The sequence below is a fragment of the Streptomyces sp. NPDC001843 genome, from assembly GCF_042891955.1.
Lineage (GTDB): Bacteria > Actinomycetota > Actinomycetes > Streptomycetales > Streptomycetaceae > Streptomyces.
In genome coordinates, this window is record NZ_JBIATQ010000007.1 from 37253 (window position 1) to 52025 (window position 14773).

Genomic DNA, 14773 nt, shown 5'->3' on the forward strand with positions numbered 1-14773 from the left:
GCGGCACCCGCCGGTCAACTCACAGTCACTATGTGGACCGGAGTGTGACTGAATGTGCTCAACGCACGCCGGAGCCCGCCCTGGCCTGCGCTTTCGCGCCGGTGTCCGCCTCCGCCCCCGCTTCCGCCTGCGGCGGGCCGCCCACCGCCGTCTCCGCCGCCGAGTACAGATCGGCCGGCCGGACCCCGCTCAGCGCGGTCACCAGATGGCCGTCGGGGCGCACGAGCAGCACGCTGTGCGCGGGAGCGCCTGGATAGCCCTCGGCGACCAGCAGTTCGGCGGGGTGCGGCAGCGCCGTCACCGCGGCCGCGAGACGGGGCATGACGCCGGCGGTCACCCAGTGCTTGCGGTCCCACACCCCGGTGCCGGGAGCGATCAGCACGACCAGCAGCACACCGCGGCCGAGCCGGTCCCGGAGCCGTACGAAGGTGCCGTCCTCCGCCGTCACCCGTACATCGCTCACCTGTTCGCCGGGTGCGGTTTCGACGGCGATCTCCCCCTCGAGGTACCCCGGCGCGAGCGGCGAGTCGGCGTACGCCCCCGGCGCACCGAGCGCTCCTCGCCCCAGGTGACCGTCCGTGAGCAGCACGTCGTGCCCGCGTGCCGTGCCGGGCACGTACGCACGCAGCCCACCGCCGCCGCGCAGCACCGGCAGCGCCTGGTCGGCGGCGCGCAGCCGGGCGGCGATCACGGCGCGCCGCTCCGTCTGGTAGCTGTCGAGCAGCGGCTCGTGCGGGCCGTGATGCCAGACCCGTCCCAGCTTCCACGCGAGGTTGTCGGCGTCCCGGAGGCCTTCGTCCAGCCCGTGGGTGCCGAGCGCGCCGAGCAGGTGCGCCGCGTCCCCCGCGAGGAAGACCCGGCCGGCACGCCACCGGCGGGCCAGGCGGTGGTGCACCGTGTGGACTCCGGTGTCGAGGAGTTCGTACGGCGGCGTGGTGCCGTCCGTCCAGCCCGCGAGGGTCTCGCGGACGCGGGTCACCAGCAGCTCGGGCGTGACCAGGTCCTTGCCTGGCGGCAGCAGCCAGTCCACACGCCACACGCCGTCCGGGAGGGGGCGGGCGGTCACCTCTCCGGCCGACGGCCCGGACGTCCGCCACGGCGGCATACGGTGGAGGACCGCCCGGCCGGGCCACGGAAGTTCCGCGCGCAGGGCGGCGACGGCGTGCCGCTCCACCGCCGTACGGCCCGGAAAGCGGATGTCCTGGAGCTTGCGCACGGTAGAGCGGGGGCCGTCGCAGCCGACCAGGTAACTGCCGCGCCACCAGGTGCCCTGCGGCCCCCGGGTGCGCGCGGTCACGCCCGAGCGCTCCTGCTCGATCGCGTCGAGGCGGCTGTCCACGACGACCTGCACGAGCGGCTCGCGCGCGAGGGCGGCACGCAGTGCGCCGGTCAGCTCGTGCTGGGCGAGGTGCAGCGGGGCGGGGCCGGCGCCCTCGGCGCGGGCGGGTCCCTCTGCGGCGACCTCTTCGTTCTCGGCCAGGAGGTCGAAGACCGCCTCACGCATCACCTGCTTGCGCCGCAACGACCGCCATCCGGCCCAGCGGACCCCCCGCTCGCCGAGCGGGACGCCGGTCAGCCGCTCCATCAGCGCGGTGGTGTCCTCACGCAGCACGACCGTGCGCGCGAGGCGTGGTTCCTCCTTGCCCGGGCCCTCGTCGAGGACCACGCACGGCACCTCCTGGCGGGCCAGCGCCAGGGCGAGCGTGAGCCCGACGGGCCCCGCTCCGACGACGATCACCGGATCCACGACGCGGCGCCCCCTGCCCGTGGCTGTGCCCTGACGGGCGTAGGTGAACAGGAAGGTGGAGCGGGGTGCACGATCACAGAACGTATGCAACCCATTGGCGGTGTTTGCGTCAAGCGACAGGAGGCAGTGGCGATCATGCCACTGCCCCCGATGGGCCAAGCCGGTGACCTGTGGTCAGATCCCGCCGCCACCGGCGCCGGTCCCGGCTGTGCCCGCGATGTCCGCCACGGCGGACGGCGGAACCACCGCGCCCGTGGACTTCTTGCCGCGTCGGAGCCGGCCCTCCAGCCAGGTCGCGAAGCTCGTGAGCGAGAAGTTGATCACCAGGAAGATCAAGGCTACGACGATGAGGGACGGGATGGTGTTGCCGTAGTAGCCGATCATCGTGTTGGCCGCGGCCAGCAGCTCGGGGAAGGTGAGGACCGCGCCGCCCAGGGCCGTGTCCTTCACGATCACCACGAGCTGGCTGACGATCGCCGGGAGCATGGCGGTGACCGCCTGCGGCAGCAGGACGAGTCGCATCACCTGGTTCTTGCGTAGCCCGATCGCCATCGCGGCCTCGGACTGGCCCTTCGGCAGCGAAAGGATGCCGGCCCGTACGACCTCCGCGAGTACCGACGCGTTGTACAGCACGAGGCCCGTGACGACCGCGTACATGGGACGGTCGTCCGTACTGATGTCGGTGTAGTCGGCGTACAGGGCGTTCCCGAAGATCATCAGGACCAGCACGGGGATGGCCCGGAAGAACTCGACCACGACCGCGGCGGGTACCCGGATCCACACGTGGTCCGAGAGCCGGGCGATGCCGAAGACGGCGCCCAGCGGCAGCGCGATGACCATGGCCAGCGCCGCGGCCTTCAGTGTGTTCTGCAGACCCGGCCAGATGTATGTGGAATAAGCCTCGCCGTGGACGAACGGTTTCCACAGTGCCCACTCCAGCTGTCCTTTGTCGGAGAGGGAGCTGAGGACCCACCACGCGACGGCTGCGAAGGCGACCAGAAAGCCCGCCGTGTACAGGACGTTGCGCCGTTTGGCGCCGGGGCCCGGAGCGTCGTACAGGACCGAGGTCATCGCTTCACCGCCACCTTCTTGCCCACCCAGCCGAGGATCAGACCGGTCGGCAGCGTCAGGCAGCAGAAACCGAGGGCGATGACGGCGGAGATCGCCATCAGCTGCGCCTCTTTGTCGAGCATTTCCTTCATCAGGTAGGCCGCTTCCGCCACGCCGATCGCGGCGGCCACCGTCGTGTTCTTCGTCAGCGCGATCAGGACGTTGGTCAGCGGGCCGACGGCGGCCCGGAAAGCCTGCGGCAGGACGACCAGGCCCAGTACCTGAGTGAAGCTCAGGCCGATGGCCCGTGCCGCCTCGGCCTGTCCGACCGGGACGGTGTTGATACCGGAGCGGAGTGCCTCACACACGAAGGCCGCGGTGTAGGCGACCAGACCGAGCACGGCCAGGCGGAAGTTGACGATCTTGGGGTCGTCTCCGCCACCGAGTGTGACGTTCAGCGCCTGGTTGAGGCCGAGCGAGGTGAACAGGATGATCACCGTGAGCGGGATGTTCCGCACGATGTTCACGTAGGCCGTCCCGAAACCGCGCAGCAGCGGCACCGGACTGACCCGCATGGCGACCAGCAGGGTGCCCCAGATCAGGGAGCCCACGGCGGACAGCAACGCCAGCTGCACCGTCGTCCAGAAGGCTCCCAGCACGTCGTAACTGTCAAGAAAGTCGAACACGATCTCCCGCGCTTCCGCGTGTAGGGATGCCCCGGTGCGCCGCCGCCGGACGGCGCACCGGTGGGCACTGCCTCAGCTCTTGATGTCGCCGATCTTCGGGGCGGGCTCGTTCTTGTAGTTGGCCGGACCGAAGTTCTTGTCCACGGCCTTCTGCCAGGAACCGTCGGAGACCATCTCCTCCAGCGCCTTGTTGATCTTGGCCTTGAGGTCGCTGCCCTTCTTGACGCCGATGCCGTAGTTCTCGTTCGTCATCTTCAGGCCGCCGAGCTTGAACTTGCCCTTGAACTGCGACTGGGAGGCGTAACCGGCGAGGATCGAGTCGTCGGTGGTCAGGGCGTCGATGGCCTTGCTCTGCAGACCGGTCAGGCACGCGGAGTAGGTCGGGTACTCCTGGAGCTTCGCCTTGGGGGCGAGCTTGTCGTGCACGTTCTGCGCCGACGTGGAGCCGACGACCGAACAAAGCTTCTTCTTGTTCAGGTCCGAGGGCGACTTGATGCTGTTGTCGTCCGCGCGGACCAGCACGTCTTGATGGGCCAGCAGGTACGGGCCGGCGAAGTCGACCAGCTTCTGGCGCTCCGGCGTGATCGAGTACGAGGCGGCGATGAAGTCGACGTCACCGCGCTGCAGCATGGTCTCGCGGTCGGCGCTCTTCGACTCCTTCCACTCGATCTTGTCCGCGCTGTAGCCGAGCTTCTTGGCAACATACGTAGCCACGTCGACGTCGAAGCCCGAGTAACCCTGCGGCGTCTTCTGGCCGATGCCGGGCTGGTCGTACTTGATGCCGATGGTGATCTTGCCGCCGCCACCGGAGGAACCGCCGCCCTCCTTGTCCTTCTTGTTCTCGCCACAGGCCGTGGCGGACACGGCGAGAGCGAGCACGACGGCCGTGGCGGCGGTGACCTTGCGGAGCTTCATGGTGAACTTCCTTTGCGTGGTGAGGAGATGCGGGCCCTCGGCCCGGGTGATGCGGTTCGTGGGGCGCGAAGGGCGCCGTCAGTGGTGCAGGATCTTCGACAGGAAGTCCTTGGCACGGTCGCTGCGCGGAGCGCTGAAGAACTGCTCTGGCGCAGCCTCTTCGACGATGCGGCCGTCCGCCATGAAGACCACTCGGTTTGCAGCCGATCGTGCGAAGCCCATCTCGTGGGTGACGACGATCATCGTCATGCCGTCCCGGGCGAGCTGCTGCATGACCTCCAGCACCTCGTTGATCATCTCCGGGTCGAGCGCGGAGGTCGGCTCGTCGAAGAGCATGACCTTCGGGTCCATCGCAAGTGCCCTGGCGATCGCGACGCGCTGCTGCTGGCCGCCGGAGAGCTGCGCGGGGTACTTGTCGGCCTGGGTGCCCACCCCGACCCGGTCGAGCAGGGCGCGGGCCTTCTCCTCGGCCTGCTTCTTGTCCGCCTTGCGGACCTTGACCTGGCCCAGCATCACGTTCTCGAGCACCGTCTTGTGCGCGAAGAGGTTGAAGGACTGGAAGACCATCCCGACGTCCGCACGCAGCCGGGCGAGCTCCTTGCCCTCCTGGGGCAGGGGCTTGCCGTCGATCGTGATGGTGCCCGAGTCGACGGTCTCCAGCCGGTTGATGGTGCGGCAGAGGGTGGACTTGCCGGACCCGGAGGGCCCGATGACCACGACGACCTCGCCGCGGGTGATCGTCAGATCGATGTCCTGGAGCACGTGCAACGCGCCGAAGTGCTTGTTGACGCTCTTCAGGACGACCAGTTCGCCGGTCGCGGCCGTGTCTTGCTTGGCCACCGATACTTCGGTCATCGCTTTCAGGCTCCGTCCTCCTCGGTTTCGGAGGACAGTAGTGACGCCGAGTGACCTGCGTCATTACATCTGAGGGGAATCTGAGCATCACGATCCGATAGCAATCGGACACGTGTCGTAGCAGTTCCACGGGTGTGCGTATCGGCCGGGTAACGGAAGTCACGGGCAACCGGAACCCTCTTGACGCCGTTGTCGTCCATCAGCGTGACTGCCTTGGTGCACGCGCGCGTACGCGTGATTTCTACAGACCGAGACTACGACCGATCGAACCGGAGGGGGCCGGGATGAGACTGCTGCTCGTCGAGGACGACAACCACGTCGCCGCCGCGCTGTCCGCGGTCCTCAAACGACACGGTTTCGACGTCACCCACGCGCGCAACGGTGAGGAGGCCCTGCAGGCCCTCGTCCCCGAATGCGCCGGCTTCGGCGTCGTCCTGCTCGACCTGGGCCTGCCCGACCAGGACGGATACGAGGTCTGCGGCAAGATCCGCAAGCGCACCAGCACACCGGTGATCATGGTGACCGCCCGCTCCGACGTCCGCTCCCGCATCCACGGGCTCAACCTCGGCGCCGACGACTACGTGGTCAAGCCCTACGACACCGGGGAACTGCTCGCCCGGATCCACGCCGTCAGTCGGCGCACCGCCCACGAGGACGCCGAGACGGGCGGCGAGAGCACGCTGCGCCTGGGCCCGGTCCACATCGAACTGCCCACCCGCCAGGTCAGCGTGGACGGTTCCGTCGTCCAACTGACCCGCAAGGAGTTCGACCTCCTCGCCCTGCTCGCCCAGCGCCCCGGAGTGGTCTTCCGGCGGGAGCAGATCATCAGCGAGGTGTGGCAGACCAGTTGGGAAGGCACGGGACGCACCCTGGAGGTGCACGTGGCCTCCCTGCGCGCCAAGCTGCGCATGCCCGCGCTGATCGAGACCGTACGCGGCGTCGGCTACCGCCTCGTCGCACCGGCCGCCTAGCGGGGACGGGTTGCGCACCAGGCTTCTGCCGCTGCTCATCGTCCTGATGGCGGCCGTACTGCTCGCCCTGGGGTTCCCGCTCGCCCTCAGCGTGGCCGCGGCCGAGCAGCAGCGCGTGGTCGTCGACCGGATCGACGACACGGCCCGCTTCGCGGCGCTCGCCCAGTACGTCACCGACGGCCCCAGCACATCCCTGCGCACCAGCGTCGACGAGCGCGGGGAGACCCTGCGCCGGGAACTGGTGAGCTACTACGGCGTCTACGGCATTCGCGCGGGCGTCTTCTACCGCAACGGCTCCGCCATGGCCAACGCGCCCGCCGACTGGGTCCTGCCCGATCGGGGCGAGACGCGGGAAGCCTTCCAGGAGGCCCTGCTCAGCCGGCGCAGCCACGATCCGAAGCAGGTGTGGCCCTGGCAGCGCAGTCGCCTCGTCGTCGCCTCGCCGGTCATCCGGGACGGTGACGTCGTGGCCGTGGTGGTCACCGACTCGCCCACCGGGGCGATGCGCTCCCGGACCCTGCACGGCTGGCTGGTCATCGGCGCGGGCGAGGCCGCCGCGATGCTGCTGGCCGTCGGCGCCGCGCTGCGACTGACCGGCTGGGTGCTCCTGCCCGTACGGATCCTCGACGCCACCACCCACGACATCGCCACCGGGCGCCTGAAGTCACGGGTGGCGGTGGGTGGCGGCCCGCCGGAACTCAGGCGGCTAGCCCGGTCGTTCAACGAGATGGCCGACAACGTCGAGGACGTGCTGGAGCAGCAGCGCGCCTTCGTCGCCGACGCCTCGCACCAGTTGCGCAACCCGCTCGCGGCGCTGCTGCTTCGCATCGAACTGCTCGCCCTCGAACTGCCCGAGGACAACGAGGAGATCGCCTCGGTGCGGACGGAGGGCAAGCGTCTCGCACAGGTCCTCGACGACCTGCTCGACCTGGCGCTGGCCGAGCACGTCGAGGCGGACATCCGGCTGACGGACATCGGCCAGCTGGCCGCCGAGCGGGTGGCGGCCTGGGCGCCGGCCGCCGAGGCCAAGGGCGTCCGGCTGGCCGGCGACTGCCCGCCCACCACCGGCTGGGCCGACCCGGTCACGCTGTCCAGCGCGCTGGACGCGGTGATCGACAACGCGGTGAAGTTCAGCCCCGAAGGGGGCACGGTCGAGGTGACCGTCTCCTCCAGCGGCGACGCCTCGACGGTCGTCGTCACCGACACCGGCCCCGGCCTCACCGACGAGGAACTCGCCCGGGTCGGCGACCGCTTCTGGCGCAGCGGCCGTCACCAGAACGTCAAGGGCTCCGGCCTGGGCCTGTCCATCACCCGCGCCCTGCTCACGGCGGCCGGCGGCTCGATCGCGTACGCCCACCACGAGCCGCGGGGGCTCAGGGTCACGGTGACGGTGCCGAGAACCCGGCCCGGACTCTGAGCACCGGCGGCACCGGCGGCACCGGCGGCACCGGCGGCACCGGCGGCACCGGCGGCACCGGCGGCACCGGCGCCACCGGCCGCACCGGCGGCTACGGCTTCATCGACCGGTAGTAGCGCCGCGCACCCTCATGGAGGTCCAGGGGGTCGGTGTAGATCGCCGTGCGCAGATCGACGAGCTGGGCCGAGTGGACGTGGTTCCCTATGCGGTCACGACTCCTGATCACGACGCGGGTGATCCACTCGGTGAGCCGGGGATCCATGTCCTTGCGGGTCATCAGGACGTTGGACACCGCGATGGTCGGCACCGTGGAAGTCTGCCCGAGGGACCGGTAGGCCGACTCGGGCATGTTGGTCGTCCGGTAGTAGCGGGCGGCGTCCCCCTGGGCGTGCAGCCTGGTGACCACCTCGCCCTCGATCGGAATGAACCGGAAGGGGAACGCCCCGGCCAGCTTGACCAGCCCGTCGGTGGGCAGCCCACCGGACCAGAAGAACGCGTCGAGCTTGTGGTGCCGCAGCCGGTCGGGCCCGGTGTCGATGCCGTCGGACATCGGGGTGATGCCCCTGCCCGGGTCGATCCCCGCCGCCTTCAGGACCCGCTCGGCGATCAGGCGGACCCCCGATTTGGGCAGCCCGATGGCCACCCGCTTGTGCCGAAGGTCCGCGAGGGTCCTGATGTTCGAGTCGCGCGGCACGATCAGCTGCACGTAGTCGTCGTACAGCCGCGCCACGCCCCGCAGGTGCCCGGCGCCGCTGCCGTGGTGCAGCTCGTACGTCTCCACCGCGTCGGCCGCCGCGATGGTGAAGTCGGCCCTCCCGGTGGCCACGCGCTGCACGTTCTGCTGCGAACCGGCGCTGTTCAGCAGGTTCACCTTCAGTCCCGGCATGTCCTTGCGGAACTCGGTGCGCAGTTGTTCGCCGTACTCCTGGTAGACGCCCCGGGGCGTGCCGGTGCTGAAGACGATGGTCCCGCTCGGCGGGTCCTCGCCCAGAGGCAACAGCCACCACAGCAGCAGCCCGAAGACCACGAAGCCGGCTGCCGCGCCCTGCAGGGCCCGGCGCCTGCCGATACGGGGGAACACCTTGGACATGCGCGCGATCCTGCCAGCCCGCTCACCGTCCTGACCAGGGCGGGGCGGGCGGCGGGGACGGCCGTCCGCGGCCGTTAGAGTCGCCGTATGAGCTCTTCGCCCGCCGACCTCGTACGTCAGTTCCACCACGCCTTCGGTCTGGACGCCCGCGCCACGCCGACGCGGGTGTCCCCCGAACTGGCCGCGCACCGTGGGGAACTGCTCGCGGAGGAGGCCGCGGAGGTCGCCGAGGTGGCGGTCACCGGACCGCTCGACCGGCTCGCGCACGAACTGGCCGACGTGGTCTACGTGGCGTACGGCACCGCGCTGGTGCACGGGATCGACCTCGACGAGGTGATCGCCGAGATCCACCGCGCCAACATGAGCAAACTGGGCCCCGGCGGGCAGGTGGCCCGCCGTGCCGACGGCAAGATCCTCAAGGGCGAGCACTACCGCGCACCGGACGTGTCGGCCGTCCTGCGCCGCCAGGGGTGGTCCGCCGACGGCGCCTGACGAGGCTTCGCCGCGATCCGGCGGTATGGCTCCGGGCGATCCGGCGGTCATGGCTTCGTGCGGCGTCGCGGTCACCTGCGCAGCCGGTCGAAGCGGAAGGGAACGAGGGTCTCCGGGCGGTGGCCCGTGAGGATGTACTCGGTGAGCCTGTGGCCGGTGACGGGGCCGAGGGTGACGCCGAGCACGCCGTGGCCGGTCGCCGCGAAGGCGTTGCCGTGGCCCGGGACGCGGTCGATGACCGGGAGCCCGTCGGGCAGGAAGGGCCGCCCCCCGACCCACGGGTCGCGGATCAGACCGACCAGGTCGTCCGGGTCGTCGAACCACCGGCCCAGGTAGTGGCGGCCGGCGAGGGCCACGGCGACGATCCGGCGCCAGTCGAGGCGGTTGCAACCTCGTGGGGGCCTCGACCGCTCTGGACATCCACCGCAACACCGTCGTCTACCGGATGAACAAGATCGAGCGGCTCACCGGCCGCCCCCTGCGCGACCACCGCACCACGATGGCCCTCTACCTCGCCTGCCTGGCGGACCGACTGGGCGGCGCCGACCCCGGCCAGTGACCCCGGGGGAGCAAGGAGGAGCCAGGGAGGTCACCGACGCGATCGCCGCGGTCCTGGCCAGGACCGACGAACGCACCCGTGACCGCGGCGGCGGCGCCACCACGGCGGAGTTCACCGACAGGCTGCTCGTGCTGTGACCCCTCGGCCCCAGGAGCGCGGGGCCGAGGCGCTCCGGGGACCGCCTACCCTTGACGCATGACCAGCAGCAGCGACCGGAGCCCGGCAGTGGATGTTCGATCACCCAAGACGTACGAGGTCCGCACCTACGGGTGCCAGATGAACGTCCACGACTCCGAACGGTTGTCCGGGCTGCTCGAAGAGGCCGGGTACGTGCGCGCCCCCGAGGGGTCGGACGGGGACGCGGACGTCGTCGTCTTCAACACCTGCGCGGTCCGGGAGAACGCCGACAACCGGCTGTACGGCAACCTGGGCCGGCTCGCCCCGCGGAAGGCGAAGCGGCCCGGGATGCAGATCGCGGTCGGCGGCTGTCTGGCGCAGAAGGACCGGGACACCATCGTGAAGAAGGCGCCCTGGGTGGACGTCGTCTTCGGCACGCACAACATCGGAAAGCTGCCGGTCCTGCTGGAACGCGCGCGCGTGCAGGAAGAGGCGCAGGTCGAGATCGCCGAGTCGCTGGAGGCGTTTCCGTCCACGCTGCCCACGCGGCGCGAGAGCGCGTACGCGGCCTGGGTGTCGATCTCCGTCGGCTGCAACAACACCTGCACCTTCTGCATCGTCCCCGCGCTGCGTGGCAAGGAGAAGGACCGCCGTCCCGGCGACATCCTGGCCGAGGTCGAGGCCCTGGTCGCGGAAGGTGTCTCCGAGATCACGCTGCTCGGGCAGAACGTCAACGCCTACGGCTCCGACATCGGCGACCGTGAGGCCTTCAGCAAGCTGCTGCGGGCCTGCGGCACGATCGAGGGCCTGGAGCGCGTGCGCTTCACCTCCCCGCACCCGCGTGACTTCACCGACGACGTCATCGCCGCCATGGCGGAGACGCCGAACGTGATGCCGCAGCTGCACATGCCGCTGCAGTCGGGCTCCGACACGGTCCTGAAGGCGATGCGCCGCTCCTACCGTCAGGAGCGCTACCTGGGGATCATCGAGAAGGTCCGCGCCGCCATCCCGCACGCCGCGATCACCACCGACATCATCGTGGGCTTCCCCGGCGAGACCGAGGAGGACTTCGAGCAGACCCTGCACGTGGTGCGCGAGGCCCGCTTCGCCCAGGCCTTCACCTTCCAGTACTCCAAGCGCCCCGGCACCCCGGCCGCGACCATGGACGACCAGATCCCCAAAGAGGTCGTGCAGGCGCGTTACGAGCGTCTCGTCGCCCTCCAGGAGGAGATCTCCTGGGCGGAGAACAAGAAGCAGGTCGGACGCACACTGGAGCTCATGGTCGCCGAGGGCGAGGGCCGCAAGGACGGCGCCACCCACCGCCTCTCCGGCAGGGCCCCCGACAACCGCCTGGTCCACTTCACCAAGCCGGAGCAGGAGGTTCGCCCCGGTGACGTGGTCACGGTCGAGGTGACGTACGCCGCTCCGCACCACCTCCTCGCCGAGGGCCCCGTCCTCGCCGTGCGTCCCACCCGTGCGGGCGACGCCTGGGAGAAGCGCAACGCCAACGAGGCCGCCGAGCCGGCCGGGGTGATGCTGGGACTGCCGAAGATCGGCGTGCCGGCACCGCTGCCCGCCGCGACCAGCGGCTGCGGCTGCGACTGACGGCCCGACCGGCGTTACGCTGCCGGTCATGCTTGTCGCCGCCGCCGTATGCCCCTGTCCGCCGCTGCTCGTGCCCGAGGTCGCCGCGGGCGCCGCACCCGAGCTGGACGCGGCGCGCGCCGCGTGCACGGATGCGCTCGGTGTGCTCGCCGCCGCCCGTCCCGGTCTGCTGGTGGTCGTCGGGCCCGCCGAGCAGGACGGGCGCGGAGCGCACCCGCAGGGAACCCCGGGTTCGTTCCGTGGCTTCGGCGTGGACCTGGACGTACGGCTCGGTCCCGGCGCGGGGACGGCGTACGACCGTACGCTGCCGCCGTCGCTCGCCGTCGCCGCCTGGCTGCTGGAGCGCGCGGGCTGGGCGGCCGCGCCGATCGAGGGACTCGGCGTGGGGGAACCCCTCACGCCCGAGCGGTGTTTCGAAGCCGGCCGGCAGGTCGGCGCGCGGGTAGCACGGGTGGGGCTGCTGGTCATGGGTGACGGCAGCGCCTGCCGCACGCTCAAGGCGCCGGGCTACCTCGACGAGCGTGCCGCGCCCTTCGACGCCGAGGCCACGCGGGCGCTGGGCTCGGCGGACGTGGCGGCGCTGAAGGCGCTGGACAGGGAGCTGGCGTACGAGCTCAAGGTCTCGGGCCGCGCCCCGTGGCAGGTGCTGGCGGGTGCGGCCGAGGACGCGGAGCTGACGGGCACGCTGCTGTACGAGGACGCGCCGTACGGCGTGGGGTACGTGGTCGCGGCCTGGTCCTAGGCCCGGGCCGGCTCCGGCGGGTCCGGGCCCAGGGCCAGGCCGCCGCGTGCCGCGGACGGCGGACGGCCGGGAGCCGTCCCGCTCCGCGGCCGTCCGCCGATCGATGGCCGTTGCCGGTCAGGAAGCCGGCGGCGGCACGTCCGGACGTGTGCCGGTCCCGGTGTCGCCCGCCTCGGTACCGCCCATGTGGGCGAGCCGGTCCATGGCGTGCTTGGCCTTCCCGGTGCCGGTGTGGATCCTGTCGCTGTACTTGCCCTTGGTCCGCTCGTCGACGACCTTCGCGGCCCTGTCGATGCCGTGCTCGATCCGGTGCTCGATCCGGTCGATCGTGTCCCCGTGCTGGTGCGCGAAGTGCGTGACCTTGTCCCTGGCCGGCGCAAGCCTGACCTTCAGAGTGTGCAGAAGACCCATCGGTCCACCTTCCCTCGCGGAGGCGGTCACGTGCGGGCGCCGTCACCGGCCTCGTTGTCAGCGGCCTCCTCGGCGGACTGCTGCTTGGGGATCTCGGTGGCCTCGGCGGTACCCGTCTGGCCGGTCTCACCGCCTTCGGGGGCCTCTGCCTCCGTCGCCGCCGCCCCGCTCTCGGCCGCCGGCACCGCCGTCACCACCGGTTCCTCCGCCTCGCACCCGCCGGGCTCCGTCTCCGTCCGCGGCTCGGCGGCCGACGCGTCCTCTGTCGCCTTCGACCTCCGCAAAAGTCGTGCAAAAACACCCATATCCACTCCATACATTACTAATGCGGGAGAATCCCGCGCAGCCCGGTGCGCCCGTTTGCGCGACCCGGCTCACCGCCCCCGGACACAGGCGGCAGGTACCTCGCAACGGGCAACGACCCCGGACCCGGGTCGTCACGTAACTCGTTCGAGGCGCGGGGATGACGTTTGCGAGACTGGTGCGGTGAGCAGCGCACCCCCCACCCCCCGCGTCATCGCCGTCGTCGGTCCCACCGCGGCCGGAAAGTCCGATCTGGGCGTCTTCCTGGCCCAGGAGCTCGGCGGCGAGGTCGTCAACGCCGACTCCATGCAGCTCTACCGCGGGATGGACATCGGCACCGCCAAGCTGACGCCCGAGGAGCGCGGCGCCGTCCCGCACCACCTGCTGGACATCTGGGACGTGACCGTCACGGCATCCGTCGCCGAGTACCAGAAACTGGCCCGCGCGCGTATCGACGCACTGCTCGCCGAGGACCGCTGGCCCATCCTGGTCGGCGGCTCCGGCCTGTACGTGCGGGGAGCCGTCGACAACCTGGAGTTCCCCGGCACCGACCCCGAGGTCCGCGCCCGCCTGGAGGAGGAGCTGGCGCTGCGCGGTTCCGGCGCGCTGCACGCCCGGCTGACCGCCGCCGATCCCGAGGCCGCGCGCGCGATCCTGCCCAGCAACGGCCGTCGCATCGTCCGGGCCCTGGAGGTCATCGAGATCACCGGCCGGCCCTTCACCGCCAACCTCCCCGGCCACGACTCCGTATACGACACCCTGCAGATCGGCGTCGACGTGACCCGCCCCGAGCTCGACGAACGCATCGCACGCCGGGTCGACCGGATGTGGGAGGAAGGGCTCGTGGACGAAGTGCGCGCACTCCAGGCGCAGGGCCTGCGCGAGGGGCGTACGGCGTCGCGCGCGCTCGGCTATCAGCAGGTCCTCGCGGCGCTCGCAGGAGAGTGCACCGAGGAGGAGGCCAGGGCCGAGACCGTACGTGCCACCAAACGCTTCGCGCGCCGCCAGGATTCGTGGTTCAGGCGCGATCCCCGGGTGCACTGGTTGAGTGGGGCCGCGGCGGACCGCACGGAGCTCCCGCAGCTCGCCCTGGCATTGGTCGAACGACCGGTTACAGCCTGATCACGTCATGGCATCGGGATGCGCCGCCGGTCATCCCGGCCTCAGGTGCCGTGCCATCATCGAGCTTCGATCGACCAAGTGGAGTCCTAGTTGGGAGGGCGCGTGGCGATGGAGGCCGGCCCTCGCGACACCGCACGAAGCACCGAGTACGTCACCACCGACGGCGGCGAACCGGAACTGGGCGAGAACCTGCTCAGCCCCGACGGCCCGGACGAGACGCCGGACGGTGTGACCGCCGACGGCCCCGAGCCCGAGGAGATGTACGCGAGCGGCCCGGAGGTCGAGGTCGAGCTGCGCCCGCAGCGCCGGCTGCGCATCTGGCAGCTCGCACCCATCGTGGGGCTGGCCGCGGTGGGCTCCCTGATGTTCGCCTTCCCGCTGGCCTTCGACTTCGGGGACAGCGGTGCCGTCATCGCCATGCTGGGCCTGCTGATCTGCTCCTGCGCCGCGGGCTGGGGCATGATGGCCGCCCGCCGCGTCGGCCACACCTGGCCGGGACTGCCGCCCCGGGGCTCCGGCCGCCGGCCCGACTGGCGGGTCGTACTCGGGTACGTGCTGCTGGTGGCCGTGGTGGCGGTCCTCGCCGTGTGGCGGGTGGCAAGGCTTCGCTGAGGCGCCCCACGGCCGACACACGCGGGGATCCCACGCCCTTCCCGGCGGCGGGCACCACTCCATCGGCCCACCGGCGGAG

Annotated in this window: 17 protein-coding genes and 1 pseudogene; 9 read left to right on the forward strand and 9 right to left on the reverse strand. The window is 71.0% G+C overall.

Going from position 1 to position 14773, the window contains the following annotated elements; translation table 11 throughout:
* Window positions 1-58: 58 nt before the first annotated feature.
* The 5 genes from ACFYZQ_RS18880 to ACFYZQ_RS18900 all read right to left on the reverse strand — a co-directional run bounded on the left by ACFYZQ_RS18880 (window position 59) and on the right by ACFYZQ_RS18900 (window position 5253).
* Complete coding sequence (locus tag ACFYZQ_RS18880) at window positions 59-1747, reverse strand: FAD-dependent monooxygenase (protein WP_389148576.1); 1689 nt, start codon at window positions 1745-1747, stop codon at window positions 59-61.
* Between the two features lie 174 nt (window positions 1748-1921).
* Window positions 1922-2818 (reverse strand): amino acid ABC transporter permease, encoded by an 897-nt coding sequence (locus ACFYZQ_RS18885; RefSeq protein WP_389148579.1) that lies wholly within the window; start codon window positions 2816-2818, stop codon window positions 1922-1924.
* The gene (locus ACFYZQ_RS18890) at window positions 2815-3483 is read right to left on the reverse strand and encodes an amino acid ABC transporter permease (RefSeq protein WP_389148581.1); all 669 of its coding nucleotides are present in this window, start codon (window positions 3481-3483) and stop codon (window positions 2815-2817) included. Before ACFYZQ_RS18890 ends, ACFYZQ_RS18885 begins: the two co-directional genes overlap by 4 nt.
* 72 nt (window positions 3484-3555) lie before the next feature.
* Window positions 3556-4398: a glutamate ABC transporter substrate-binding protein gene (locus tag ACFYZQ_RS18895; protein ID WP_389148584.1), complete on the reverse strand. Its 843-nt coding sequence runs from the start codon at window positions 4396-4398 to the stop codon at window positions 3556-3558.
* A gap of 78 nt (window positions 4399-4476) precedes the next feature.
* The gene (locus ACFYZQ_RS18900) at window positions 4477-5253 is read right to left on the reverse strand and encodes an amino acid ABC transporter ATP-binding protein (protein WP_388799734.1); all 777 of its coding nucleotides are present in this window, start codon (window positions 5251-5253) and stop codon (window positions 4477-4479) included.
* Window positions 5254-5537: 284 nt separating this feature from the next.
* Between ACFYZQ_RS18900 and ACFYZQ_RS18905 the strand changes: the two genes are divergently transcribed.
* Both ACFYZQ_RS18905 and ACFYZQ_RS18910 read left to right on the forward strand, forming a co-directional pair.
* On the forward strand, window positions 5538-6224 hold the full coding sequence (locus tag ACFYZQ_RS18905) for a response regulator transcription factor (RefSeq protein ID WP_389148587.1): 687 nt from the start codon (window positions 5538-5540) through the stop codon (window positions 6222-6224).
* 10 nt (window positions 6225-6234) lie between these two features.
* Complete coding sequence (locus ACFYZQ_RS18910) at window positions 6235-7641, forward strand: ATP-binding protein (protein WP_389148590.1); 1407 nt, start codon at window positions 6235-6237, stop codon at window positions 7639-7641.
* A gap of 91 nt (window positions 7642-7732) precedes the next feature.
* Here ACFYZQ_RS18910 and ACFYZQ_RS18915 read toward each other — a convergent pair whose 3' ends face one another.
* Complete coding sequence (locus ACFYZQ_RS18915; protein ID WP_389148592.1) at window positions 7733-8731, reverse strand: TAXI family TRAP transporter solute-binding subunit; 999 nt, start codon at window positions 8729-8731, stop codon at window positions 7733-7735.
* 87 nt (window positions 8732-8818) lie between these two features.
* Here ACFYZQ_RS18915 and ACFYZQ_RS18920 point away from each other — a divergent pair, with 87 nt between their 5' ends.
* Window positions 8819-9223 carry a MazG nucleotide pyrophosphohydrolase domain-containing protein gene (locus ACFYZQ_RS18920; RefSeq protein ID WP_389148595.1) on the forward strand — a complete coding sequence of 135 codons (405 nt, stop codon included), beginning with the start codon at window positions 8819-8821 and terminating at the stop codon, window positions 9221-9223.
* Window positions 9224-9294: 71 nt separating this feature from the next.
* Here the strand turns inward: ACFYZQ_RS18920 and ACFYZQ_RS18925 are convergent, their stop codons facing one another.
* The gene (locus ACFYZQ_RS18925) at window positions 9295-9579 is read right to left on the reverse strand and encodes an FAD-dependent oxidoreductase (RefSeq protein ID WP_389148598.1); all 285 of its coding nucleotides are present in this window, start codon (window positions 9577-9579) and stop codon (window positions 9295-9297) included.
* A 38-nt stretch (window positions 9580-9617) separates the two neighbouring features.
* On the opposite strand from ACFYZQ_RS18925, the gene ACFYZQ_RS18930 reads away from it, so the two are divergent.
* From ACFYZQ_RS18930 to ACFYZQ_RS18945, 4 genes and pseudogenes are all read left to right on the forward strand, one after another.
* On the forward strand, window positions 9618-9782 hold the full coding sequence (locus ACFYZQ_RS18930) for a helix-turn-helix domain-containing protein (RefSeq protein WP_389148600.1): 165 nt from the start codon (window positions 9618-9620) through the stop codon (window positions 9780-9782).
* A gap of 26 nt (window positions 9783-9808) precedes the next feature.
* A pseudogene (locus tag ACFYZQ_RS18935) lies at window positions 9809-9919 on the forward strand (tartrate dehydrogenase); the annotation flags it as partial.
* Between the two features lie 58 nt (window positions 9920-9977).
* On the forward strand, window positions 9978-11504 hold the full coding sequence (gene miaB / locus ACFYZQ_RS18940) for a tRNA (N6-isopentenyl adenosine(37)-C2)-methylthiotransferase MiaB (protein WP_389148603.1): 1527 nt from the start codon (window positions 9978-9980) through the stop codon (window positions 11502-11504).
* 28 nt (window positions 11505-11532) lie between these two features.
* Window positions 11533-12246, forward strand: coding sequence for a class III extradiol dioxygenase subunit B-like domain-containing protein (locus tag ACFYZQ_RS18945; protein ID WP_389148606.1), 714 nt, complete (start codon window positions 11533-11535; stop codon window positions 12244-12246).
* A 117-nt stretch (window positions 12247-12363) separates the two neighbouring features.
* On the opposite strand, the gene ACFYZQ_RS18950 is transcribed toward ACFYZQ_RS18945, so the two are convergent.
* Both ACFYZQ_RS18950 and ACFYZQ_RS18955 read right to left on the reverse strand, forming a co-directional pair.
* The gene (locus tag ACFYZQ_RS18950; protein ID WP_389148609.1) at window positions 12364-12657 is read right to left on the reverse strand and encodes an antitoxin; all 294 of its coding nucleotides are present in this window, start codon (window positions 12655-12657) and stop codon (window positions 12364-12366) included.
* Between the two features lie 26 nt (window positions 12658-12683).
* Window positions 12684-12851, reverse strand: a complete 168-nt coding sequence (locus ACFYZQ_RS18955; protein ID WP_389148612.1) for a gliding motility protein — start codon at window positions 12849-12851, stop codon at window positions 12684-12686.
* 292 nt (window positions 12852-13143) lie between these two features.
* On the opposite strand from ACFYZQ_RS18955, the gene miaA reads away from it, so the two are divergent.
* The gene (gene miaA / locus ACFYZQ_RS18960) at window positions 13144-14082 is read left to right on the forward strand and encodes a tRNA (adenosine(37)-N6)-dimethylallyltransferase MiaA (protein WP_389148615.1); all 939 of its coding nucleotides are present in this window, start codon (window positions 13144-13146) and stop codon (window positions 14080-14082) included.
* Window positions 14083-14190: 108 nt separating this feature from the next.
* Window positions 14191-14694 carry a hypothetical protein gene (locus ACFYZQ_RS18965; protein WP_389149457.1) on the forward strand — a complete coding sequence of 168 codons (504 nt, stop codon included), beginning with the start codon at window positions 14191-14193 and terminating at the stop codon, window positions 14692-14694.
* The last annotated feature ends 79 nt before the right edge of the window (window positions 14695-14773 follow it).